The sequence below is a fragment of the Bradyrhizobium agreste genome (assembly GCF_016031625.1).
Lineage (GTDB): Bacteria > Pseudomonadota > Alphaproteobacteria > Rhizobiales > Xanthobacteraceae > Bradyrhizobium > Bradyrhizobium agreste.
Map to the genome: position 1 here is coordinate 199,342 of NZ_JACCHP010000017.1, position 23,055 is coordinate 222,396.

Genomic DNA, 23,055 nt, shown 5'->3' on the forward strand with positions numbered 1-23,055 from the left:
CTATTCCAGCGTCTTCAGATAGGACAGCAGGTCGTGGATCTGGTCCGGGCTGAACTCGAAGGCCGGCATGTCGGCATGTCCGGTGTAGATCCCCTCGGCCAGCGCTTCGCCGAGGCTGTTGATCGGATAGCGCCGATGCAGGTTGCGCAGCGGGGGCGCGATCTCCAGCGGGCTCCTGGAGGCGCGGTCGATCGCGTGACAGCGCGCGCAATTGGCTCGGGCAAGAGCCTTGCCGCGTTGTTCGGCTGTCGGGGCCGCTAGCGCAGGCGTGATCAGAAGCAGCCCAATCAGGCCGTGACGCAGTGCGCTTTGCAGCATGGAATCATCCCGTCGAACCGTGAAAGCAGAATAAGAGGGGGGTGCCAGCCGAATTTGATCTGAGTCAATCGGCTGCGGCACGGTGCAGTAAAATGCAGCCGCGCGGTGGACTCGGCCTGACGTCGGGAGCGGCCGGCGCGGGGAGCGGTGGATGAAGCCTTTCGCGGTCACGAGTGAGCCGAACGGGCATTTTTGCGACGATTGTGCCGTTCGCGGAGCGGCGGTCTGCTCGTCGCTGGATGCGGCCGAACTCCGGGAGTTCGAGCATCTCGGCCGCCGCGTCCACTTTGGTTCGGGCGAGACCGTGTTTTCCGAGGAGGACATCACGACCTCGTTCTACAACGTCCTCGAAGGCGTCATGCGGCTGTACAAGCTGCTGCCTGACGGCCGGCGGCAGATCGTCGGCTTTGCCTTGCCCGGTGATTTCCTGGGAATGAATCTGTCCGGCCGTCACAATTTTTCGGCCGATGCGATCGGCGCGGTGAACGTTTGCCAATTCCCAAAAGGGCCCTTCGGCCGTTTCATCGAGGGCCGGCCGCAATTGCTCAGGCGGATCAACGAGCTGGCCATTCGCGAGTTGAGCCAGGCTCGCGACCACATGGTCCTGCTCGGCCGACGCTCGGCCGATGAGAAGGTGGCGACCTTTCTGCTTGGCTGGCGTGAGCGGCTGGTCTCGCTCATGGGTCTGTCCGACATGGTAGCGCTTCCAATGAGCCGCCAGGATATCGCCGATTATCTCGGCCTGACCATCGAGACCGTCAGCCGCACCTTCACCAAACTGGAGCGTCTGGGCGTGATCGAGATCATTCATGGCGGCATCACCCTGCTCGATCCGGCCCGCGTCGAGGCCATGGCCGCCGCCTGACCTCCCGTCCACGGCGTCTTCGGCAAATTTGATCCCGATCAATGACGCCGGCCATGCCCCGCAAAATAATGCCGGAAACAGATCCGGGAGGGGATGATGCCCGCTGATGCGTTGCTGGTGACCGTTGTCGTCGTCGCGATCTTCGTCGTGTTTGGCGCAGTTCTGGCTTGGGCAGACCGGCAAACCAGCGCGGGCCGGCTCGATCCGGATTCCAGGCCCTGAAGCCTTCTGCAGGTTTGGTCTGAGGCCAGCGCGCCTGGGGTCGATATTCGCCCAGGCGGGGGCGCTGGCCCTCGGCAGCGTCTCAACGCAATCGCGGTTTGCGCAATCCGCAACTCTGCGTCGAGAGAGGCGCATCGCCGCAGCTTTCGGCTGCTGACTTCCGACGTTACGGCCTTTTCGTGGCATTTGCCTCAAATCGCGCACGTGCTTTCCGGTTGAAATGCCTGGTAACGTTGACTACGCAGGACCTCGATGCCTCGTAGTCTTAGGAGCCCCGCGGCGTGCCTCAGGACAAGACCGGCGACCCCCGACAACAGGCGGGTCACAAACTATCGGTCCTGCGCAAGCACCCGATCTTCGCGGATCTGGAGCCGGAGGCGCTGGATCAGCTCTGCCGCTACGCCAAGCACACCACCGTCAAGCGTGGCGCGACGATCGCCGCCAAGGGCGATCCCGGCAACAATCTGTTCGCGGTGATCGCGGGGACGGTCAAGATTTCCTCCTCCTCGCCTGATGGACGGAACGCGATCCTCAATCTGATCGGCCCGGGAGAAATCTTCGGCGAGATCGCCGTGCTCGACGGCGCTCCCAGGTCGGCGGATGCGACCGCCAATACCAATTGCGAACTCTACGTCATCGATCGCCGGGACTTCCTGCCGTTCGTGAAGAGCCAGCCGGCGCTGGCGATGAAGTTCATCGAGCTGTTGTGCGCGCGTCTGCGCTGGACCAGTCAGCAGGTCGAGCAGGTGATCCTGCAGAATCTGCCGGGCCGGCTTGCCAGTGCACTGCTCGGTCTCACCGAAGAGCGCAAGCTGGATTCCGGCAGCGGCACGCTCGCCATCACGCAGCAGGAGATCAGCGAGATGGTCGGGATGACGCGCGAGAGCATCAACAAGCAATTGCGCGCCTGGGCCGGCCGCAACTGGGTCCGCCTCGAGCACGGCGCCATCGTCGTGCTGGATACGGACGCGCTGCGCGAGCTCGCCGAGAGCGGCCTCGACGGCGAGTGACGGCGTCGGCCTAATTGTCGATGATGGCGACCGCGCGGGTCCAGCCCTGCGGAGGCGCGCTCGATCTTCACCGGGACGCACGAGATCGTGAATCCGGTCGATGGCCGAGGCGTCAAGTCACGGGCCAGCGACGTCGAGCCAGCCCGCCCTACCCACCATAGTGCGAATTGCGCCAGAAATCGATCGATGCAAGTCTTGCATCGATCGATGCCGGATTTGGCTTGGACAGAGAATGCCGCCCGCCCTACGGACGACATTGGCGCTTGACTTCACACCTGAAGCGGAGCGACCCAAGGCGGCCTGCAGCCGGGCCGACAACGATACAATCAATCCGATCAACCCAGGAGGAAAGCCCAAATGAAGACGCTCACCGGTATCATCACAGCCGTTGCACTGGCGGTCTCAGCACCCCTGGCCACCGCACGCGATTTCCGCTCCGCCGACGTTCACCCCGCCGATTATCCGACCGTCGAGGCGGTCAAGTTCATGGGCAAGCAGCTGGCGGCGGCGAGCGGCGGCAAGCTCGGCGTGAAGGTGTTTCCGAACGGGGCCCTGGGCTCGGAGAAGGACACGATCGAGCAACTCAAGATCGGCGCGCTCGACATGATGCGGATCAATGCATCGCCGCTGAACAATTTCGTGCCCGAGACCATCGCCCTGTGCCTGCCCTTCGTCTTCCGGGATACGCAGCACATGCGCACCGTGCTCGACGGTCCGATCGGCGATGAGATCCTGGCGGCCATGGAGCCCGCGGGCCTGGTGGGCCTTGCCTATTACGACAGCGGCGCGCGCTCGATCTACACCGTCAAGGCACCGGTCAAATCGCTTGCCGATCTGAAGGGCCTGAAGATCCGCGTCCAGCAATCCGACCTGTGGGTCGGCATGATCCAGAGCCTCGGCGCCAACCCGACGCCGATGCCGTATGGCGAGGTCTACACCGCGCTCAAGACCGGCCTCGTGGACGCTGCCGAGAACAACTGGCCGTCCTACGAATCCTCCCGGCATTTCGAGGCCGCCAAGTTCTACAACATCACCGAGCACTCCCTCGCGCCCGAAGTTCTCGTGATCTCGAAAAAGGTCTGGGACACGCTGAGCAAGGAGGACCAGGCGATGGTCCGCAAGGCAGCCAAGGAATCGGTGCCCGTCATGCGCAAGCTCTGGGACGAGCGTGAGCAGGCCGCCCGCAAGACGGTCGAAGCCGCCGGCGTTCAGGTCGTCACGATCGCCAACAAGGCGGAGTTCGTCGATGCAATGAAGCCGGTCTACCAGAAGTTCGCCGGCGACGAGAAGCTGCAGAGCCTCGTCAAGCGCATCCAGGACACGAAGTAAGACATTCGGGGACCGGGTCCGGCGTCGCCGCGAGGCGGCACCGGACACCTCAGGAGGCGCGGCCATGACAGACCCACACATCGCAAGTCACGAGCAGGGCGCCGTAGCGGCACGCCCGTCCACGGGCTTGCTGTCGCGGGTCAATGCCCCCATCGCGCGCCTTGGCATGTACCTGTCGGTGAGCGGCCTGCTCGTCATCGTCGCCATCGTCTTCTACCAGGTGTTCGGACGGTACGTGCTCAACTCCAGCCCGACCTGGACGGAGAATTTGGCGCTGGTCCTGATCCTCTACGTCACGCTGATCGGCGCCGCCGTCGGCGTACGCGATGCCGGGCATATCGGCATGGACAGCCTGCTGGTCATGCTCCCCGATCACGCGCGGGAGAAGATCGAGATCGTGATCCACGTTCTGGTCGCCGTGTTCGGCCTCGCCATGGCCTATAACGGCTGGATCCTCGGCGCGTCGGTCGGCACCGTGAAGATCCCCAATCTCGGCCTGCCCGAGGTGATCCGCTACGTGCCGCTGATCGCCTCCGGCATCCTGATCGTTTCGTTTTCCATCGAGCACATCATTGCTCTCCTGCGCGGCGAAGAGGTCGTCCCGTCATGGAACTGATCATCCTCGGCGCCACCTTCTTCGGCTTTCTGATCCTCGGCGTACCGGTCGCCTTCGCGATCGGCCTGTCGGCCATCTGCACCATTCTCTACGAAGGCCTGCCAGTCGCCGTCATCTTCCAGCAGATGATGTCGGGGATGAACATCTTCTCCTTCCTCGCCATCCCGTTCTTTGTCTTCAGCGGCGAGCTGATGCTGCATGGCGGCGTCGCCGACAAGATCGTGCAGCTCGCCAAGAACCTCGTCGGGCACATCCGCGGCGGGCTCGGCATGTCGAACGTGGTTGCCTGCACGCTGTTCGGCGGCGTCTCGGGCTCGCCCGTCGCCGACGTGTCGGCGATGGGCGCGGTGATGATCCCGATGATGAAGAAGGAGGGGTTCGACACCGACTACGCCGTCAACGTCACCACCCACGCCTCGCTCGTGGGCGCCTTGATGCCGACCAGCCATAACATGATCATCTATGCGCTGGCGGCCGGCGGCAAGGTCTCGATCGGCGCGCTGATCGCCGCCGGTCTGCTGCCGGCGCTGGTGCTGATGATCTGCATGCTGGTTGCCGCCTACGCGGTCGCGGTGAAGCGCGGCTATCCCGCCGGCAAGTTCCCGGGCTGGGCCGAGGTGGTTCGTTCGCTGGCAGCCGCGTTGCCGGGGCTTTTGATCGTCGGCATCATCCTGGCCGGCATCCTGTCCGGCGTCTTCACGGCAACCGAATCGGCGGCCATCGCCGTCACCTACACGATCCTGCTGACCTTCCTCATCTACCGCAGCATGACCTGGGGCAACTTCCTGCGCGCCGCCGCCAAGGCGGTGAAGACGACGGGAGTGGTGCTGCTGCTGATCGGCGTCTCCACCATGTTCCAGTACCTGATGGGACTTTACGAGGTGGCGGATCTCGCCGGCGCGATGATGAGCAAGGTGTCGACGCAGCCCTGGGTGATCTTCCTGCTCATCAACGTCATTCTGTTCGTGCTCGGCACGTTCATGGACATGGCGGCGACCATCCTGATCTGCACCCCGATCTTCCTGCCGATCGCGATGAAGGCGGGCATGGACCCGGTGCAGTTCGGCATGCTGATGCTGATCAATTGCGCCCTCGGGCTCAACACGCCGCCGGTCGGAACGACGCAATTCGTCGGCTGCGCCATCGGCGGCATCTCGGTCGGCGCGGTGATGCGCACCATCCTGCCGTTCTATGCCGCGCTGATCGCGGCACTGATGTTCGTGACCTACGTCCCTGCATTCTCGCTGTGGCTGCCGCGCCTCCTGATGGGCTACAAGGGCTAGCAGCACCAGGGAGACATCGTCAGTGACGGATTATCGCAAGCTGTTCGATCTCACCGGCAAGACCGCGCTCGTTCTCGGCGCTGCATCCGGCATCGGCAGGTCGTCGGCCGAAGCGCTTGCGGATCTCGGCGCCCGGGTCGTCTGCGCCGATCGCGCGCTCGACGCAGCGGAGGCGACCGCCGCCGGCATTCGCGACAAGGGCGGTTGGGCGGAAGCAGCCGGCTGCGACGCCGCAAGCGCCGCGGACGTCAACGCACTCGCGAAAACCGTGATGCAGAAGTTTCCGCGGCTCGACATCGCGGTGACGACGCCTGGGCTCAACATCCGCAAGACCATCCTCGACTACACCGAGGAGGATCTCGACCGCGTCCTCAACCTCAACGTCAAGGGCACGGTCTTTTTCTTCCAGGCCTTCGGCCGCATCATGGTCGCGCAGAAGGGCGGCAGCATCATCGCCTGCTCCTCGGTCCGCGCGGTGACCATCGAGCCCGGTCTCGGCGTCTACGGCTCGACCAAGGCGGCGATCGGCCTCTTGGTGAAGGGCTTTGCCTCCGAGGTCGGCCATGCCGGCGTGCGCGTCAACGCGATCGCCCCGAGCATCGCCGAGACCGCGCTGACCGGCCCGTTCAAGCAGCGCCCCGACATCTACAATCTCTACGCCGGCCACACCGTGTTCAACCGCTGGAGCAGCGCCGACGAGGTCGCAACCGCGGTCGCCTATCTCGCCTCGGATGCCGCGAGCTATGTCAGCGGCAGCACGCTGTTCGTCGACGGCGGCTGGACCGCCGTCGACGGCCCGCCGACCGGCCTCACCCAGTTGCATAAGTAGCACAGGCGCAGCTCGGGTTGCGCTTTCACCTAGTGCGGCTCACTGGCCGGCCTCCTTCGCAACCGCAGCAGGAAGCTCCGGCGCGCAGTTTGAGCAAATCGCATGGGGCTTGCCGGATAAATGCGCTCGGCTGGCCGGTATTTTGGTGTTACGAACTGGGACATGAACCAGCACGCCAAGATCGACACGAAGATCGAGATCCGCCATTCGACCTGTCCGCATGATTGCCCCTCGGCCTGCGCCCTCGATGTCGAGGTGGTCGAAGGCCGCAGCATCGGCCGCGTCCGCGGTTCGAAGAAGCAGACCTACACCGCCGGCGTCGTCTGCGCCAAGGTCGCCCGCTATGCCGAGCGCATCCATCATCCCGGGCGGCTGATCTATCCGCTGCGCCGCACCGGGCCCAAAGGTTCAGGGCAGTTCGCGCGGATCTCCTGGGACGAGGCGCTGGACGAAATCGGCCACCGGTTCAACCAGGCGGAGCGCGAGTTCGGTGCGGAATCGATCTGGCCCTATTATTATGCGGGGACGATGGGGCTCGTGATGCGGGACGGGCTCAACCGCCTCACGCATGTGAAGAAATATTCTCGCTTCTATCAGACCATCTGCGCCAATGTCGCGCGCATCGGATTTGCGATCGGCACCGGCAAGATCGCCGGCGTCGATCCGCGCGAGATGGCGCTGTCCGACCTCGTCGTGATCTGGGGTACCAATCCCGTCAACACCCAGGTCAACGTGATGACGCACGCCTCGCGCGCCCGCAAGGAGCGCGGCGCGAGGATCGCGGCGGTCGACATCTACGACAACGACACCATGAAGCAGGCCGACATCAGGATCATCCTGCGCCCCGGCACCGACGGCGCCTTCGCCTGCGCCGTCATGCATGTCCTGTTCCGCGACGGCTATGCCGACCGCGCCTACATGGACAAGTACACCGACTGCCCGGCCGAGCTCGAGGCGCATCTGAAGACGCGCACGCCGGAATGGGCCTCGGCCATTTGCGGCGTCCCGGTGTCGGAGATCGAGGCCTTCGCCAAAGCCGTTGGCGAAACCAAGCGCACCTTCTTCCGCTTTGGCTACGGCTTTACGCGCAGCCGCAACGGCGCGACGCAGATGCACGCCGCAAACTGCATCCCCGCGGTGACCGGCGCCTGGCAATATGAAGGCGGCGGCGCCTTCTTCAACAATTACGCGCTGTGGCACTTCAACGAATCCATCATCGAAGGCCACGATGCGATTGACCCGAGCGTCCGCGCGCTCGACCAGTCCAAGATCGGCCGCATCCTCACCGGCGACGCCGAGGCCTTGCGCGGCAGGGGCCCGGTCAAGGCGCTGCTGATCCAGAACACCAATCCGATGACGGTGGCGCCGGAGCAGGCGCTGGTCGCCCAAGGCTTTGCGCGCGAGGATCTATTCGTGGCGGTGCACGAGCAGTTCATGACCGAGACGGCGCAGATGGCCGACATCGTGCTGCCGGCGACCATGTTCATGGAGCATGACGACCTCTATTACGGCGGCGGTCACCAGCACATCTCGGTCGGGCCGAAGCTGATCGACCCGCCGGGCGAATGCCGCTCCAACCACGAGGTGTTGCAGGCACTGGCGCCGCGGCTCGGCGCCCGGCATCCAGGCTTCGAGATGAGCCCGCGCGAATTGATCGACGCGACATTGAAGCTGAGCAATCACGGCGACATCGCCGGCCTCGAGGCCGACATCTGGCGCGATCTGCAGCCGGATTTCCGCACCTCGCATTATCTCGACGGCTTCGCTCACGCCGACGGCAAGTTCCATTTCAAAGCCGATTGGGCGCATCCGCCGTTCGGCCAGATCATGGGCGACGTCGACAAGATGCCCGGTCTGCCGGATCATTGGGCGGTGATCGAGCATGCCGACCAGGCCCATCCGTTCCGGCTCGCGACCAGCCCCTCGCGCAGCTTCCTCAACACCACCTTCAACGAGACGCCGTCCTCGCAGGCGCGCGAGGGCAGGGCCAGCGTGATGATCCACCCGCTCGACGCCGCCGCGCTCGGCATCGCCGATGGCGATGCGGTGACGCTCGGCAATGGCCGCGGCGAGGCCACGCTGATCGCGAAGCTGTTCGAGGGCGTGCAGCGCGGCGTCCTGATCGCCGAATCCGTTCATCCCAACAGCAACCATATCGGCGGCCGCGGCATCAACATGCTGACCGGCGCGGACGCCGTCGCACCGATCGGCGGCGCGGCGTTCCACGACAACAAGGTCTGGATCAGGAAGGCGGCCTCAGCTCAGGGCCCGCATTCCTTGACGCCGTAACTTACGAATTCTTTCGCAATGTTCGGGTTCATCGCCTTCGCCTGCGCGATGTCGGCGGCGCCGTCGCCGCCGCTTCTGCGCGCGGCGATGCCGCGGCCGAACAGCGAGGATGAGGAGCGGGGGTTGCGCTGGATCGCGTCGGTATAATCCTTGATCGCCTCGGCATTGCGTCCGAGCTTGAGGTTGACGAGCCCGCGGCTGTCGAGCGCGTCGCTCAAGCCCGGGTTGATCTGGAGCGCCAGATTGCAGTCGGCGAGCGCGCCTTGCAGGTCGCCGGTCGCAGCCCGGGTCCAGCAACGGTTATTCAAGGCTTCCGCGTCTCTGGGCGCGCGGCGGAGCACCGCGTCGAAATCCTGCATCGCGAGCGCATAGGCGCGCTTGATCGCGTAGACCTGGCCGCGCTTGTAGCGCGAGGTGACATCGTTTGCGTTGGCCGTGATCTTGCGGCTGAGATCGGCGATGACGGGATCTCGTGCCAGCTCGTCCGTATTCGGGGCGGGCTCCGCCTGGGGCACCTCGCAGACCGGCTTCTGCGGCTCGACTGTCTGCGGCTCCGGCTTGGTCGGAGCCGCATCGTCCCGCGGCCGCGCCGCCGTGCCTGCGAACGAGAAGTCCGTCGTCAGCGAGGAAGATAGCCAGGGAACCTGCTCGCGCTTGGTGGCGGCAACGACGCCGTTCTTGGTGTTGGTCAGGGCCTGGTCGGCGCTGATGTTCGGTGCGCGCATTTCGCGCAGCAGTTCGGCGACGAACAGGCTGCGATCGCTCTTGCCACTCGCCGTGACCGCGCCGAGTGCAGCGGAGTAGAGCACCAGCGTATTGCTCGGTGCGATCGCCGGCGCCAGGCCGGCCGAATAGCGGCGGAAGCGCCGCTCGAACGGGTTGCGGCGGGAGGCGTCGATCAGCGCGATCTTGATCGCGGCACCGCGCGTGTTCATCTCGGCGAGGATGGTGTCGAGGCTGAAGCCGTCGCGCGAGACGTCCGGCTCGGTCCAGATCTGGGCGTCGACCGGCAGCAGATAGGTCTGACGGTTGGACTGGATGGCAAAGCCGTCGAAGAAGATCAGCGCTACCGTGCCGCGCTCGATGCGGTCGTAGAAGCGGCCCAGCACCTGCCGCATGGCATCGCCGGTGATATTGCTCTGCCTGTCGACGACAAAGCCGCTGCGCTTCAATTCGTCGGCCATGTCTTGGGCATCATTGGCGACCTCGCTGAGGACGAACTCATTGTCGGGATATTTCGCGTTGCCGATCACCAGCGCGATTCGTGCGGCGTCGGCCGCATGGCATGCGGCGCCGCCGCTCAGCACGACCAGTCCTGCCAGCAGCAACATCAATGCGGCGCGCATGAAATGGCTCATCGGTGCTCAAATCTCCGGTCAGGATAACGCGCGCAAGCCCCAATTCAATCGCGAAGCGAAGTTGCGCCCACGCGCTATGCTGACGCGACCTCGCAGATTGCCCTTGCGCGCGCGGCCCGAGCTGCCGCAAATGGCTGCAAAACGGGACCAAGCAAGCGAGCATGCCATGACCAACACCACAGCTATCATCACCGAGAAGCGCGGGCAGGCGTTCTGGATCACCATCAACCGGCCGGAGAAACGCAACGCGCTGAACGGCGAGGTCATCGCCGGCATCACAAGAGCCTATCGCGACGCGCATGACGACAAGGACGTCCGCGTCATCGTGCTGACGGGCGCGGGCGACAAGGCGTTCTGCGCGGGCGCCGACCTGCAGAATTCCGGCGCGGCTTTCGCGATGGATCATTCCAAACCAAATGTCGACTATGCCGATCTGTTACGTTTGTCACAGAACGCCACCAAGCCGGCGATTGCGCGGGTCGGCGGCGTCTGCATGGCCGGCGGCATGGGCCTGCTCTGCATGACCGACATGGCGGTTGCGGCCGATCACGTCGTCTTCGGCCTGCCGGAGGTGAAGGTCGGCGTGTTCCCAATGCAGGTACTGAGCCTGCTCCAGCGCATCGCTCCGTCCCGTCTCGTCAACGAATGGGCACTGACGGGCGAGCCGTTCGACGCCAAAGCCGCGCAGGCCGCCGGCCTGCTCAACTACGTCGTGCCTGCCGCCGAGTTAGATGCCAAGGTCGACTGGCTGATCGGCCGCATCGTCGACAAATCGCCGACCGCGATCCGCCGCGGCAAATACGCCATGCGCGCGATCGCCTCGATGTCGTTCGACGAGAGCATCGCCTACACCGAAAGCCAGATCGCGCTGCTCGCGATGACCGAGGACGCCAAGGAAGGCCTGAAAGCGTTCAGCGAGAAGCGGAAGCCGGTCTGGACGGGGCGGTAGGGGATGGAGCGCAGCTCTCGTGTCCCGGACGCGCTGCAACGCGTTAGCGTTGCTGCGCAGAGCCGGGACCCAGAAGGCGGCGCGGAGACATGCGGTGACATGGGCCCCGGCTCTGCAGCGCACCGCAAGGGGCGCTGCGCTGCGTCCGGGGCACGAGAGCATGCGACCAGAAGAGGTCGATGATTCCAGCCAACTGAGCTTCGCGCAAACTCGGGCCCTACGGCATCCTACCCCGCGTTCGCCTTCAATCCCGCCGCCTGAATACCCGCCACCGCGCAGGCCTCGTCATTGTCCGACGTATCGCCGGAGACGCCGACCGCGCCGAGCAGGGTCGCGCCGTCCATGATCAGCACGCCGCCGGGGACCGGCACCAATGCGCCCTTGGCAATCGTGTTCACGGCATCGATGAAATAGGCCTGCTCCTGCGCGCGCTGGAACAAAGCCCGCGAGCCCATGCCCATGGCGAGCGCGCCGTAGGCCTTGCCATGCGCGATCTCGGCGCGCATCAGGCTGGTGCCGTCCTGCGCGGCCGCGAGCTTGAGCACGCCGCGCGCGTCCAGGATGGTGACGACCAGCGGCTTCAGCTTGAGCTCGCCGGCCTTTGCGAAGGCGGCTCTGGAGGTATCGCTTCTGCGCCGCCCCTTCGCGCTCCGTCTCTGACCTAGTTGATTATGAAGGCGGCGCATCGCAATTGGGCCAAGTCGCTTTTAGTCGGTGAGTCCCCACGTGCGAGACTCTTGGGCCCGTGTGAAAGTTGTCTGTGGCTTCGACGCGATTGACTGATAGGAAACATAAGCTTGTCGGTTTACTTGCCCAGGTTCGAGACACTTAATTTAGCAAAGGGTCCTGCTGTGCTCCATTGTCGAGCAGGTAGGCCAGCTGTCAGACCCTCAGAAACTGGACTGATTGCTACGCTTTCCGTAGTGAGCATCTTCGTTCCGGCAAACAATATTCGCCTGATCGTATTCGATAGTTCGTCCCCCGTCTTCGAACGGCTACTCACGTTACTTCTGCCAATTGACGATATCGGCCGCCTGCTCGGTCCCCCCTTCGCGACCGTCGGCTCCAAGGGACGCAAGATCATAGGCGAGCCCGTGCGTTCCCGGGAATGCATACGTATACGGTTTGCCCCATGGGTCGTTCGGCACCGCATTACCCTTCAAGTAAGGGCCATTCCAGCGTTCGGCACTGTTTGGCTTCTGCACCAGCGCGGTCAGGCCAACATTCGTGGGCGGATATGAGCCATTGTCGAGATAGTAGAGGTCAAGCGCTTGAGCTAACCCCTCAATCTGAATCTTGGCCGCCTTCGTCTTTGAATCAGAAAGATGATTGAGAACGCGGGGGCCGACAAGACCCACGACCAGACCTATGATGGTAATCACGACCAGCATTTCGACGAGTGTGAACCCGTCCTCCTGCAACAGGCGGGGAACACGCCTCTTTAGCGGATCTAAACACTGCTGATACTTGCGCATTGCTCAACCTGACATTGCTCCTTTTGTCGTATCTGCAAAATCAGAGACGACCAAGGTTTCGTCCTGTGCAATCTGGCGATAGTTGTGGAAAAACCGGGGCCCAACCACGCGGTGTGATGTCGCTGGGCTATAGTTCTGTTGGACCAAACCCAAGCGCTATCGTTGCCGCTGGTTTTGTGTGGGCGGGACAGTTGATACGGGCCGATCGTGATAAGCGGTTGGAGCAATTCCCCTGCATCTAACCAAGGACTGATTGCGAAGTCGCTGGCGTTTTTGAGTCAGCGGAGTTGTCGGTGTCAGCAATCTGTCACAAGCGCCTAGCTAGACTGGCTTCTCTCAGCCTTCTGCTAGGCCTTACTGCCTGTCAGACTGCACTGATTGAAAGTTCTTCTGATAGCGTGAGAGAGGCCTGGAATGCTCCACCGCCGGCAGCGCGAACCGCTGCCGTGAGCAGCTACAGCAATCAGGCCATACCATCTCCGCTAGGGCCAAGAACGACGGGCGAGCCGGTTTTCTTCAACGGTTCGGGACGTTTCCTCGGCAGCAAGCCAACGGGCTCGACAGGGGCGGCCCCCGAAGAGGCGGGGGATGGCGTCACACTCAACCTGCTCAATGCATCCGTCGCTCAAGCCGCAAAAACGGTGCTCGGCGACCTGCTTGCCGCAAAATATACGATTGATCCGGGTATCGACGGGAAGGTTACGCTCCAAAGTCCAGGACCGATCCCGCGGTCGGCCGCTCTCAACCTCTTTCAGACCGCGCTCCGTTCCAACAACGCGGCGCTGATCTACGCGGGCGGTGCGTACAAGATTGTGGCGCTCGACCAGGCCGCTGTGGGGGCGAACCTCCAGATCGACGGCGATCCGGACGGCACCGGCGCCATCGCCTCGAGTTTGCGCGTCGTGCAGCTCAAATATGTGAGCGCTTCGGAGATCCGCCGCGTGGTCGAGCCGATCTCGCCGCGCGGTACGATCGTCCGGACGGACGATGCCCGAAACACCATCACGCTGTCAGGCAACGACAAGGATATCAGCGGCGTCCTTGATGCCATCAGTGTCTTCGATGTCGACGTGATGAAGGGCATGTCCTTTGGTATCGTGCCCGTCAAAGCAAGCGATCCGGCCGCTATCACCGACGAACTTCGCAAGGTCTTTGACTCCGATCGGGAAGGCCCGATGGCAGGAATGGTCCGTTTTCTGCCCAACAAGCGAATGGGCGCCATTCTTGTCATCACGCCTCAACCCCAATATTTGTCGCGGGCAACGACCTGGATTCGTCGGCTGGACAACCGCGGCGAGGGGACCGAGAAGCAATTCTATACTTACGTGGTGCAAAACCGGCGCGCCACGGAGTTGGTCAGCGTCCTGCAATCCATGTTCACCCAGGGCAAGGATGGCGGCAGCGACAGCGGTAGTACCCGCAGCGTCGCCCCACAGTATACCGAGGTGAGCGCTCAGACGTCGGGTATGAAGCAACAGGCAGGTGCGTCTATGCAATCCGGCGGCTTGGGCGGCATGGGTGGTTCGCAACCCGGCGCTCCGTCCGCCGCAAAAGCCGCGGATACCGGGCCGGAAACAACATCCTCGCTTCAGATCGGTAAGGACGACAGCACGGGCGGGCCACGCATCAAGGTCGTTGCCGACGAAGCGAAGAATACGGTCCTGATCGAGGCGTCCGCCGCCGACTATCGGCGTGTCGCTCGTGTGATCGGTACGCTCGACGTCATCCCGAACCAGGTTCTGATCGAGGCGATGATCGCCGAGGTGACCCTGAAGGACGAGTTGCGCTTCGGCCTGCGATGGTTCCTGAGCAACAAGAACCAGAGCGGTACCTTGACCGACGATCTTTCGGGGTCGATCGGCTCGGTATTTCCAGGCTTCAACTATGCGGTGCGGGCGTCCAATATCGCGGCGACGCTGACGGCGCTTAATGAGATCACCGACGTGAATGTGATCTCATCTCCCTCGCTGACCGTTGCCGACAACAGGACCGCGGCTCTTCAGGTCGGCGACCAGGTGCCGATCACCACGCAATCGGCCGTCAGCGTGTTGACGCCGGGGGCGCCGGTCGTGAATTCTGTCAGCTACAAGGACACCGGCGTCATTCTCTCGATCACGCCACGGATCAGCGAAAGCGGACGGGTCATGCTCGACATCGAGCAGGAAGTGTCGACCGTTTCCGAGACGACCACATCGTCGATCAATTCTCCGACGATCAGCCAGCGGCGCGTGAGGACGACGGTCGTCGTCAATGACGGCGAAGCGTTCGCTTTGGGTGGGCTCATTCAGGACAAGAGAACCAAGACGCGGACGCAGATTCCAGTCCTTGGAGATATCCCGATCCTCGGAAACGCAATGAGGATGAAGGAAGACCTGATCGGCAAGACCGAGCTCGTCATCATGATCGCGCCTCACGTCATCCGGAACCTGAACGAAGCCCGGCAGATGACAGATGAATTCAGGCGCGAGCTTGCGATCATCATGCCGTACGGGCGGCGGCCCCTACCTCCGCGAACCCCCGAACAGAAGTTGCGCAGGACCCTGGAGTAGGCGGCATGCCGTCGTTTCTATACAAAGCTTACGGCAGCAGTGGGGAGCTCGCGGAGGGGCGCATCCAGGCGCTGTCCGCCGATGCGGCCGATGCCCTTCTTGGCCGGCGTGGGCTGACGGCATTCAAGCTGATCGAGGTGTCACAGCACACGCAGCCATGGTGGCAGCGTGATCTGCTGTCGAAGAGCGGTCCAAATGCAGCCTACCTGGCGGCTTTCGCGCGCGAGTTTGCGGATCTTTACAAGTCGGGTGTAGCGCTGGACGATTGTCTGCGCATCCTTGCCGAGCAATCGACTACCCGCGAGCTTCGGCAGACCTGCGACAGCTTGCTGGAAGACATTCTGAACGGCGCGACGCTATCCGGGGCAATGGCCGAGCGGCCCGCGACCTATCCCGGTGATTTCATCAACATCGTACGCGCCGGTGAGACCAGCGGCACGTTGGGGCCGGCGTTCGAGGAGCTGGCGCGCCTGCTTGAGCGACGGCAGGAGCTGAACGCCAAGATAAAGTCGGCGTTGACCTATCCGGCAATCCTGCTCGTGCTGGCAGTGGTCTCGATCGCCATCGTCATCGGAGCCCTGGTGCCGAGCATTGCACCCATCTTTCAAGAAGGGGGCAAGCCCATGCCTGGAGCCCTTCTGCTGCTGGTGACCTTGGCCGATAATTGGGGATTCGTTGCCGTCGGCATGCTTGCGCTGGGCGGGCTAGCACTCGCATGCTGGATCGGCATCCGACGTTCGCCTGCACGGCGCCTCGCCTTCGACGCGTATCGATTGAAGCTGCCGATTATCGGCATGATCTCGCTCAGCCAGGACACCGCCAATTTTCAACGAACGCTTGGTACCCTGTTGCGGGCCGGCGTGTCGCTGCTTGAGGCATCCATGTCCGCGCAGGCGGTGATCCGCAACAGGCTGCTGGCAACCAAGGTCGAGAGAGCAGTCGGTTTCGTTCGCGAAGGCAGGCCGCTGGCCGTCGCTTTGCGGGACGAGGGCGTGTTTCCCCCCGCCGCGATCCGGATGATGGCGATCGGCGAGGAGACCGGCAAACTCGATCAGATGCTGCTCCGGTCCGCGGCCGTGTTCGAGGACCGGGCGCTCAAGAGTATCGACCGCGCGATGGCGCTTCTGACGCCGGCGCTCACCTTGAGCGTTGCTGTCGTCGTCGGCGGGTTGGTGCTGACCGTTATGATGGCGATTCTCAGCATCAACGACGTGGTCGGGCGCTGATGCGGTTGTTGCTGCATCAGGACGACGGCTTCACCATGCTGGAGCTGCTCGTCGTGCTGGCCATCATTGCGTCGGGGCTTGCGCTGGCCCAACCTCTCATCGGCAGGACGGCTGACCGTCTTCAGCTGGAGTCCGCGCAGACCGCGCTCCTGAACGCACTCAAGACGACGCGCGCAGCAGCCATCATCAGAGGCACTGAAGCCTCGCTGGTGATCGATCTGAACGCGCGGACGTTCCAGTCACCGGCACTTCCCACGACGATGCTGCCGGCAAAGATCGAGCTCGCGCTGAAGGTGGCAGGTCTCGAAGCCACCGATAGGTCTCATGCCGAGATCCGCTTCTATCCGGATGGCTCGTCGACCGGTGGCGACCTGACCCTCAGACTTGACGACCGGATCGCGCGCCTTTGCGTTCACTGGCTGACGGGGCTCCCGCGCGATGATTGCGATTAGATCGCCCGCCGTGCTGGCGCGACGATGCCTGGCGACCGAAGGCTTTACTCTGCTCGAAGTCGTCGTGTCGCTCGCAATCCTGTCCCTCTCGCTCGGCGTGATCTATCACGTCCTCGCCAATGCACTCGGGAATCAAAGCTACGCCGAGACGGTCAACCGCGCGCGGCTGGTTGCGCAAGGACTGATCGCAAAGGTCGGAACCGACATTCCCGCGAGCGCCGGCGAAACGTCGGGCGATGATGGTCATGGCCTCCGATGGCGCCTGAGTCGCAAGGCTTTCGGGGACGGGCCCGGCAACGGCCGCGCGGCGATCATGGCGATCGAGGTCTCGGCGGAGGTTTTCTGGGGGGAGGGGGAAGCCGAGAAATCGATCCGCCTCACGACGCTTCGTCTCGCTGGAGGCGCGCGGCCGCGATGACCGATGGTTTCCTCAGTGAGCAGAACGCGTCCGAGGCCGGGTTCACGCTGGTGGAAATGCTGGTCGGCCTTGTCCTGACTAGCCTGCTTGCAGTCATGCTGCTCGGTGCGATCCGTTACGGCCTGACAATTCGGGAGCGAACCGCGCTCCGGGCCACGGCCTTCGACAAGGTCGTCGCCGTTCAAGATTTCCTGCGCAACAGTCTCACGCTGGCCTATCCCCGGCTCATTGGCGAGGCTAACGGAACGGGCCGCCTGGAGTTCGAGGGAACGCCGACCTCGATCCGTTTTGTTGCACCCGCGATGCAGTCCGGCGGTCGTGGCGGCCGGTCCAATTTTACAATTGCGATGAACTCGTCCAGCCCACCGGCTTTGGTGGTCGATATCGACGATCCCCGCGCAGCCACGAATGGCCGCAAGGATGTGCTGCTCGCAAACGTTGCCGGCGTCGCGTTCTCCTATCTTCCGAAGGTCGCGTCCGGCGAGGCGCGGTGGGCGGATCGTTGGGATGCAGGGGCGGCACTGCCTGCAGCCATTCGGGTCAACGTTCGGTTTCCGCCGGGTGATCAGCGGGTGTGGCCGGAACTGCTGATCGTGCTTCGCATCGACGTCGACGTCGGTTGCGTGCTCGATGATCTCACCAAGCGCTGCCGCGGTCGCTAGAAGGGAGAGTTGAGCCATGCCGCTGGTCTCGGTGTTGTGGGGAATAGCGCTTCTTGCCGTCATCGCCACGACCGTCATGGATGCAACCGGAACGTCACGAAAACTTGCTGACAATGGCCTTTATGCTGCCGAAGCCGACGCGATGGCGGAGGCGGCAATCGTGCGGGCGGCCATCGGCCTGTCCGACCCTGCACCGGGAACGGGCTGGCGCGCCGATGGCCGGCCACGCCAATTCGAGCTTCGTAAATGGCGCGCGGTGGTCCGGATCCAGGACGAGCTCGGTCGCATTGACCTCAATTTTGCGGATCAAGATCTGCTGTTCGGGCTGCTTCGGTCTGTCGGATCCGAGCCGCAGAAGGCCACCGCACTCGCGCTGTCAATCATCGAGTGGCGGATGATGCCGGTCCCCGGCGTAAGTGCAAATGGCTGGCCGCAACGGCGTCTGTTTCATGCTGTCAACGAATTGCTTCTCGTTCCCGGTATCTCGCAGGACCTGTTCGCCAGGATCGAGCCGGCCCTTACGGTTTATTCGCAGCGCCCGACGTTCGACCCTCAACTCGCGCCGCTCGAAGCCCTGCTCGCATTGCCCGGCGCGACGCGCGATCAGGTCGCCCAAGCCCTGGCCCGTCGCGCGCAAGACACGCTCGGAATTGCGCCGTCCTTGAAGGGCCGCGCCTTTTCGCTTGCGATCGAGGCTACCGACGGCAGTCACAAGCGGGCTTATCGCGCAGCCATCCGCTTCACCGATGATCGCGCCAAGCCGTACTGGCTGCTGGATTTTCAGATCGTGTCGAAGAGCTGAGCTCAGGCCGGCAGCGCGCAACGCTGCGAACAATCGCGCCGCTTGTCTCATCATACTCGGTCCTTCACACGAGCGTCATGGATGCGTCACGCGAAGAATGCTTCCAACAAGTGTCCTTGCTGCCATTCTTGCGATCGTTGATCGGCCGACGATGTCTACAACAGGTGCTGCATTGCCGGATCTCCATGCAGCTCTGCATTGACTCTTTTGAGTTGTGGAGAAGTGTTGCTTCGCGTTGACGACCAAGACAACTGAAGGTTTATTTCCTTGCGCTGTGGAATGGGAGTGCAGGGGCGATTGATGATTGCTTCGGGGATATTGGTGGCACTCGAGCGAGCTTGCTCGCGTTTCATCTTTTGGCGGCTCGCCTACAGCGTACCGTGAGAAAGATTGCGGTCGCGCTTGTCTGATAACGGCGCGTCTAGCATCACCTTCTTACCGAATCTGTCTCCAGCTTACGCGTGAGCGTTCAAGCAGACGTATCTGCTCGTCGTCGTTCGCGCGAGGGTCCGATTTCTAGATCATCAGAAGAGAGTGCAAATGATCAGACTGGCTTTTGGTTCTCCGAGTGACGGAGGCTCTAGAGCGTTGGCGCGGCCGGCTATTGCGATCTTGATGTCCGCAATTGTGTTTGCTGGAGGTTCTGTTTCTGGATTCGCCGGGACGATGTCTGTTCCTGGCAGCTTCGATGTAAGTCCGACGGGAGCCGCAACCTATTCGATGCCGATCAGTGTGCCGCCGGGCGCGGCGGGCATGATGCCAGCATTGTCGCTAGCCTATAGCAGTCAGGGCGGAAACGGCCCATTGGGAATGGGATGGGCTCTCGCAGGCCTGCCGTCGATTGGACGTTGTGGAAGGACATTGGCCCAAGACGGCGCGACTGGCGGTGTCAATTTCGATGCGAATGACCGCTTTTGCATGAATGGGCAGAGGCTTGTGGCGACCAGTGGTACCTACGGTGGCGACGGCACGCAGTATCGCACCGAGATCGAATCGCTCGCCAAGATCATCTCACACGGCAGCGCAGGCAGCGGGCCGGCCTGGTTCGAGGTCCACACCAAGTCCGGCCAGACGATGGAGTTTGGCAACACCGCCGATTCACGCCTGCTGGCGCAGGGGCAGGCGTCAGTGCGGGTCTGGGGCGTCAACAAAGTTAGCGACAGCAAGTCGAATTTCTATGCAGTCACCTACACCAGCGATCTTACCAACGGACAATTTTATCCGAGCAGGATCGACTACACCGGGAACGTGGCAACGGGAGTCGGCGCGTCGAACTCGGTGCAGTTCGCTTATGCGACGCGTCCGGACATCATTCCGCAGTACCAGGCAGGATTTCGGTTCACGACCGCCTTTCGCCTGACAAATGTGAAGACCTACGTGGGGTCTACCCTGGTGTCGGACTATCGGCTCGCATACGAGCAAAGTGGTCCTGCCAATCGCAGCCGACTGACCAAGGTCTCGATCTGCGATGGCAGCGGCTCTTGCTTGCCCTCGACAAGCTTCAACTGGACGAGCACGTCGTCTGGCTTCGCCGGCCGTCAGATATGGAATTCGGATCCCTGGGGTGTATCGACGGGATGGACTGACAACAACAAGTATCCTCGCTGGGTCATGGACGTGAACGGGGACGGTCTGCCGGACCTGGTAGGAATAGCAGCCTCAGCGGTCGTGGTCTCTCTCAACACTGGAACGAGTTTTGGCGCCCGCCAAGTCTGGAGTACGGATGCCTGGGGTACGTCGACGGGGTGGACAGATAACAATACCTATCCCCGAATGTTGGTTGATGTGAACGGCGACGGCTTGCCGGATCTGGTTGGAATTGCCGCGTCGGCCGTCGTGGTTTCCCTTAATACCGGAACGAGCTTTGGCGGGCGTCAGACTTGGAGCACGGATGCCTGGGGCGTATCGACCGGCTGGACCGACAACAACACCTATCCGAGAACGTTGGTCGATGTGAACGGCGACGGTTTGCCGGATCTGGTAGGTATTGCAGCGTCGAACGTCATGGTCGCCTTGAATACAGGCGCTAGTTTTGGCCCCCGCCAGTACTGGAGTAGCGATCCTTGGGGTACTTCGACAGGGTGGACCGACAACAATACGTATCCGCGGTGGTTCACTGATGTAAATGGCGATGGTCTTCCGGACTTGGTGGGAATTGCCGCGTCAGCCGTCATGGTTTCCCTCAATACCGGAACGGGCTTTGGCGGACGCCAAACGTGGAGCACGGATGCCTGGGGCGTATCGACCGGCTGGACCGACAACAACACCTATCCGAGAACGTTGGTCGATGTGAACGGCGACGGTTTGCCGGATCTGGTAGGTATTGCAGCGTCGAACGTCATGGTCGCCTTGAATACAGGCGCTAGTTTTGGCCCCCGCGAGTATTGGAGCAGCGATCCTTGGGGTACTTCGACAGGGTGGACCGACAACAATACGTATCCGCGGTGGTTCACTGATGTAAATGGCGATGGTCTTCCCGACTTGGTGGGAATTGCCGCGTCGGCCGTCATGGTTTCCCTTAATACCGGAACGAGCTTTGGCGGACGTCAGACTTGGAGCACGGATGCGTGGGGCGTATCGACCGGCTGGACAGACAACAACACTTATCCAAGGATGCTGGTCGATGTTAAAGGCACGGGCTTTCAGGGGATCGTTGGTTTCGCTGCCTCGGACATATGCGTCGCTACAAATGGGACGAGCGGCCCTGCTGCCGATGTCATGACTTCGGCTGTCAATGGCCTCGGCAGTGCGACTACGTTCACGTACCAGCCCGGCACCAACACGTCGGTTGTCACCAAGGGAACGGGCACGGCGTTCCCCATGCTTGACCTTGTTTCGTCCGCATATGTCGTATCGCAGGTTAACACCAGCAACGGGATCGGCGGCACCGTCGGCGCGTCTTATACCTATTCTGGAGGGCGGATCGACTTGCGCAGGCGGGCGTTCCTCGGCTTTGCCCAGACCGGCGTGAAGGACCTGCAGACCGGCATCGCGAGTACGACGACTTACCGGCAGGACTTTCCTTATACTGGCATGATCGCATCAACGGCCAAGAGCGTGACGCCTGGCACGCCGCCGGGAGGCGCTGCGGCTCAGGGAATGCAACTGACCCAGTTGTCGAACAGCTATCAGTTCAGCAATGCGTCTGGTGCGGCCAGCGTGAGCTCGCCGAGCGTCAACTCGGCGCCATACAAGGTGTCGTTGTCTCAGAGCGTCTCAAGCGGGTCCGATCTCGATGGATCGGCGTTGCCGTCGGTGACGACGACGAACCAGTACGATGCCTATCTGAACCCGACGCAGGTCGTGACATCGACTTCTGACGGCTTCAGCAAGACGACCGTAAGTACCTACAGTAACGATACGAGCGCTTGGTATTTGGGGCGGCTGACGAGATCGTCGGTCACCGGTGTCGCGCCATAGCTGATCAGGATTTGCCGCGGCCGGAGCTGCTCCGGCCGGGCGTGCTTCGTTTGCGTAGCGATCTGCATGAGTTGAGGCTGGCGTGAGCTGGCTGCGGCACCGCTCGATCTGTGCCGGGCACGATTTTGGAATCTGGGGCTTGGGAATGGCAATGGATACGATCAAGAAGCTGTCGGCTGCGGCGGGGCTCGTAGCAGCGATGTCGAGCGCGGCATGGGGCTCGAGCGTGACGCGAACCTCGTCGTTTGCCTACGACGGGGCCTCGGGCCTGCTAGTGCAGGAGGTGGTCGAACCGGACACGCCGGCGTTGCGGCTGCAAACCGACTACACCTATGACAGCTTCGGCAACAGACTGACGGTGACCGTCAGCGGCGCTGATATCGCGACCCGGAGTTCGGCCTCCAGCTTCGACGCCAAAGGGCAGTTCAACACGGGCAATACCAATGCACTGAACCAGAGCGAGAGCTGGCAATATGACACCCGGTTCGGCTCGCCCACCAGCCAGACCGGCCCCAACGGCCTGACCACGACCTGGGAATACGACAGCTTCGGTCGCAAGGTTCGCGAGATCCGCCCGGACGGCACCTATACATGGTGGTTCTACAGGCTGTGCAACGGCGTCGCCGGAGGCACCGAAGTGTGCGTCGCTGGGGCGAGCTATCTCGTCGCAAAACGACCATATGCGCCCAACGGCACGATCAGCGGACCGACGGTCACCGTGTATTTCGACCAGCTCGATCGCGAAATAGCGCGAGAGACGCAGGGCTTTGACGGCACCGCGATCCGTGTGGCTACCATGTACGACGCGCTCGGGCGGGTGTCGCAGACCAGCCGGCCTTACTTCGTCAACGGCGGGACGCCGCAATACACGACCTTCACCTACGACGCGCTGGGCCGCGCCCTGACCAAGACCAAGCCGGACGGCAGCGTGTCCCAGGTCGCCTATCACGGCCTGTCCGTCACTAAGACCAATGCACTCGGCC

At 62.8% G+C, this 23,055-nt stretch carries 20 protein-coding genes and 2 pseudogenes; 17 read left to right on the forward strand and 5 right to left on the reverse strand.

Translation table 11 applies throughout. The features are described 5' to 3' along the window. Positions 1–318, reverse strand: coding sequence for a c-type cytochrome (locus tag HZZ13_RS24630; RefSeq protein ID WP_197962085.1), 318 nt, complete (start codon positions 316–318; stop codon positions 1–3). Positions 319–469: 151 nt separating this feature from the next. On the opposite strand from HZZ13_RS24630, the gene HZZ13_RS24635 reads away from it, so the two are divergent. The 3 genes from HZZ13_RS24635 (at position 470) to HZZ13_RS24640 (ending at position 2,415) form a co-directional block, all read left to right on the forward strand. Further along, positions 470–1,183: a helix-turn-helix domain-containing protein gene (locus HZZ13_RS24635; RefSeq protein WP_197962086.1), complete on the forward strand. Its 714-nt coding sequence runs from the start codon at positions 470–472 to the stop codon at positions 1,181–1,183. 96 nt (positions 1,184–1,279) lie between these two features. Beyond that, positions 1,280–1,405 carry a hypothetical protein gene (locus HZZ13_RS37250; RefSeq protein ID WP_283817188.1) on the forward strand — a complete coding sequence of 42 codons (126 nt, stop codon included), beginning with the start codon at positions 1,280–1,282 and terminating at the stop codon, positions 1,403–1,405. A 281-nt stretch (positions 1,406–1,686) separates the two neighbouring features. After that, positions 1,687–2,415, forward strand: coding sequence for a Crp/Fnr family transcriptional regulator (locus tag HZZ13_RS24640; RefSeq protein ID WP_197962087.1), 729 nt, complete (start codon positions 1,687–1,689; stop codon positions 2,413–2,415). A 10-nt stretch (positions 2,416–2,425) separates the two neighbouring features. Here the strand turns inward: HZZ13_RS24640 and HZZ13_RS36970 are convergent. Further along, positions 2,426–2,534 (reverse strand): annotated as a pseudogene (locus HZZ13_RS36970) (cyclase family protein); the annotation flags it as partial. A 238-nt stretch (positions 2,535–2,772) separates the two neighbouring features. Here HZZ13_RS36970 and HZZ13_RS24645 point away from each other — a divergent pair. The 5 genes from HZZ13_RS24645 to HZZ13_RS24665 all read left to right on the forward strand — a co-directional run bounded on the left by HZZ13_RS24645 (position 2,773) and on the right by HZZ13_RS24665 (position 8,761). Further along, a complete protein-coding gene (locus HZZ13_RS24645; protein WP_197962088.1) occupies positions 2,773–3,744 on the forward strand; it encodes a TRAP transporter substrate-binding protein in 972 nt (323 codons plus the stop codon). A gap of 64 nt (positions 3,745–3,808) precedes the next feature. Then, positions 3,809–4,360, forward strand: coding sequence for a TRAP transporter small permease (locus HZZ13_RS24650; RefSeq protein ID WP_197962089.1), 552 nt, complete (start codon positions 3,809–3,811; stop codon positions 4,358–4,360). Then, entirely contained in the window at positions 4,351–5,643 is a 1,293-nt protein-coding gene (locus HZZ13_RS24655; RefSeq protein WP_197962090.1) for a TRAP transporter large permease, read from the forward strand. The genes HZZ13_RS24650 and HZZ13_RS24655 overlap by 10 nt, the downstream gene beginning before the upstream one ends. Before the next feature lie 22 nt (positions 5,644–5,665). Beyond that, positions 5,666–6,472 (forward strand): SDR family NAD(P)-dependent oxidoreductase, encoded by an 807-nt coding sequence (locus HZZ13_RS24660; protein ID WP_197962091.1) that lies wholly within the window; start codon positions 5,666–5,668, stop codon positions 6,470–6,472. 162 nt (positions 6,473–6,634) lie between these two features. Next, complete coding sequence (locus HZZ13_RS24665) at positions 6,635–8,761, forward strand: molybdopterin oxidoreductase family protein (protein ID WP_197962092.1); 2,127 nt, start codon at positions 6,635–6,637, stop codon at positions 8,759–8,761. Here HZZ13_RS24665 and HZZ13_RS24670 read toward each other — a convergent pair. Then, the gene (locus HZZ13_RS24670) at positions 8,734–10,119 is read right to left on the reverse strand and encodes a caspase family protein (RefSeq protein ID WP_197962093.1); all 1,386 of its coding nucleotides are present in this window, start codon (positions 10,117–10,119) and stop codon (positions 8,734–8,736) included. The two genes, HZZ13_RS24665 and HZZ13_RS24670, sit on opposite strands and share 28 nt — an antisense overlap. Positions 10,120–10,285: 166 nt before the next feature. Here HZZ13_RS24670 and HZZ13_RS24675 point away from each other — a divergent pair, with 166 nt between their 5' ends. Next, complete coding sequence (locus HZZ13_RS24675) at positions 10,286–11,068, forward strand: enoyl-CoA hydratase/isomerase family protein (protein ID WP_197962094.1); 783 nt, start codon at positions 10,286–10,288, stop codon at positions 11,066–11,068. A 227-nt stretch (positions 11,069–11,295) separates the two neighbouring features. Here the strand turns inward: HZZ13_RS24675 and HZZ13_RS24680 are convergent, their stop codons facing one another. Next, positions 11,296–11,754, reverse strand: coding sequence for a GlcG/HbpS family heme-binding protein (locus HZZ13_RS24680; RefSeq protein WP_197962095.1), 459 nt, complete (start codon positions 11,752–11,754; stop codon positions 11,296–11,298). Between the two features lie 318 nt (positions 11,755–12,072). After that, positions 12,073–12,543, reverse strand: a complete 471-nt coding sequence (gspG, locus tag HZZ13_RS24685) for a type II secretion system major pseudopilin GspG (protein ID WP_197962096.1) — start codon at positions 12,541–12,543, stop codon at positions 12,073–12,075. Between the two features lie 446 nt (positions 12,544–12,989). On the opposite strand from gspG, the gene gspD reads away from it, so the two are divergent. The 8 genes and pseudogenes from gspD to HZZ13_RS24725 form a co-directional block, all read left to right on the forward strand. Next, positions 12,990–15,092 (forward strand): type II secretion system secretin GspD, encoded by a 2,103-nt coding sequence (gene gspD, locus HZZ13_RS24690; RefSeq protein WP_311972751.1) that lies wholly within the window; start codon positions 12,990–12,992, stop codon positions 15,090–15,092. Positions 15,093–15,097: 5 nt separating this feature from the next. Next, a complete protein-coding gene (locus HZZ13_RS24695) occupies positions 15,098–16,318 on the forward strand; it encodes a type II secretion system F family protein (protein ID WP_197962097.1) in 1,221 nt (406 codons plus the stop codon). Then, positions 16,318–16,770 carry a GspH/FimT family pseudopilin gene (locus HZZ13_RS24700; protein ID WP_283817189.1) on the forward strand — a complete coding sequence of 151 codons (453 nt, stop codon included), beginning with the start codon at positions 16,318–16,320 and terminating at the stop codon, positions 16,768–16,770. Before HZZ13_RS24695 ends, HZZ13_RS24700 begins: the two co-directional genes overlap by 1 nt. Next, complete coding sequence (locus HZZ13_RS24705; protein WP_197962099.1) at positions 16,757–17,188, forward strand: type II secretion system protein; 432 nt, start codon at positions 16,757–16,759, stop codon at positions 17,186–17,188. Before HZZ13_RS24700 ends, HZZ13_RS24705 begins: the two co-directional genes overlap by 14 nt. After that, positions 17,185–17,850, forward strand: coding sequence for a type II secretion system protein GspJ (locus HZZ13_RS24710; RefSeq protein ID WP_197962100.1), 666 nt, complete (start codon positions 17,185–17,187; stop codon positions 17,848–17,850). Before HZZ13_RS24705 ends, HZZ13_RS24710 begins: the two co-directional genes overlap by 4 nt. A 16-nt stretch (positions 17,851–17,866) precedes the next feature. Further along, positions 17,867–18,652 (forward strand): type II secretion system protein GspK, encoded by a 786-nt coding sequence (locus HZZ13_RS24715; RefSeq protein ID WP_197962101.1) that lies wholly within the window; start codon positions 17,867–17,869, stop codon positions 18,650–18,652. Between the two features lie 615 nt (positions 18,653–19,267). After that, positions 19,268–22,072 carry a SpvB/TcaC N-terminal domain-containing protein gene (locus HZZ13_RS24720; protein WP_197962102.1) on the forward strand — a complete coding sequence of 935 codons (2,805 nt, stop codon included), beginning with the start codon at positions 19,268–19,270 and terminating at the stop codon, positions 22,070–22,072. A 151-nt stretch (positions 22,073–22,223) separates the two neighbouring features. After that, positions 22,224–23,055, forward strand: a pseudogene (locus tag HZZ13_RS24725) (RHS repeat domain-containing protein); the annotation flags it as partial.

What these genes read in the sequence shown, in the direction of transcription:
- HZZ13_RS24630 (WP_197962085.1), bottom strand. Translation starts at nt 318, where the DNA reads ATGCTGCAAAGCGCACTGCGTCACGGCCTGATTGGGCTGCTTCTGATC.
- HZZ13_RS24635 (WP_197962086.1), top strand. Translation starts at nt 470, where the DNA reads ATGAAGCCTTTCGCGGTCACGAGTGAGCCGAACGGGCATTTTTGCGAC.
- HZZ13_RS37250 (WP_283817188.1), top strand. Translation starts at nt 1,280, where the DNA reads ATGCCCGCTGATGCGTTGCTGGTGACCGTTGTCGTCGTCGCGATCTTC.
- HZZ13_RS24645 (WP_197962088.1), top strand. Translation starts at nt 2,773, where the DNA reads ATGAAGACGCTCACCGGTATCATCACAGCCGTTGCACTGGCGGTCTCA.
- HZZ13_RS24650 (WP_197962089.1), top strand. Translation starts at nt 3,809, where the DNA reads ATGACAGACCCACACATCGCAAGTCACGAGCAGGGCGCCGTAGCGGCA.
- HZZ13_RS24655 (WP_197962090.1), top strand. Translation starts at nt 4,351, where the DNA reads ATGGAACTGATCATCCTCGGCGCCACCTTCTTCGGCTTTCTGATCCTC.
- HZZ13_RS24665 (WP_197962092.1), top strand. Translation starts at nt 6,635, where the DNA reads ATGAACCAGCACGCCAAGATCGACACGAAGATCGAGATCCGCCATTCG.
- HZZ13_RS24670 (WP_197962093.1), bottom strand. Translation starts at nt 10,119, where the DNA reads ATGAGCCATTTCATGCGCGCCGCATTGATGTTGCTGCTGGCAGGACTG.
- HZZ13_RS24675 (WP_197962094.1), top strand. Translation starts at nt 10,286, where the DNA reads ATGACCAACACCACAGCTATCATCACCGAGAAGCGCGGGCAGGCGTTC.
- HZZ13_RS24680 (WP_197962095.1), bottom strand. Translation starts at nt 11,754, where the DNA reads ATGCGCCGCCTTCATAATCAACTAGGTCAGAGACGGAGCGCGAAGGGG.
- gspG (WP_197962096.1), bottom strand. Translation starts at nt 12,543, where the DNA reads ATGCGCAAGTATCAGCAGTGTTTAGATCCGCTAAAGAGGCGTGTTCCC.
- HZZ13_RS24695 (WP_197962097.1), top strand. Translation starts at nt 15,098, where the DNA reads ATGCCGTCGTTTCTATACAAAGCTTACGGCAGCAGTGGGGAGCTCGCG.
- HZZ13_RS24700 (WP_283817189.1), top strand. Translation starts at nt 16,318, where the DNA reads ATGCGGTTGTTGCTGCATCAGGACGACGGCTTCACCATGCTGGAGCTG.
- HZZ13_RS24705 (WP_197962099.1), top strand. Translation starts at nt 16,757, where the DNA reads ATGATTGCGATTAGATCGCCCGCCGTGCTGGCGCGACGATGCCTGGCG.
- HZZ13_RS24710 (WP_197962100.1), top strand. Translation starts at nt 17,185, where the DNA reads ATGACCGATGGTTTCCTCAGTGAGCAGAACGCGTCCGAGGCCGGGTTC.
- HZZ13_RS24715 (WP_197962101.1), top strand. Translation starts at nt 17,867, where the DNA reads ATGCCGCTGGTCTCGGTGTTGTGGGGAATAGCGCTTCTTGCCGTCATC.
- HZZ13_RS24720 (WP_197962102.1), top strand. Translation starts at nt 19,268, where the DNA reads ATGTCCGCAATTGTGTTTGCTGGAGGTTCTGTTTCTGGATTCGCCGGG.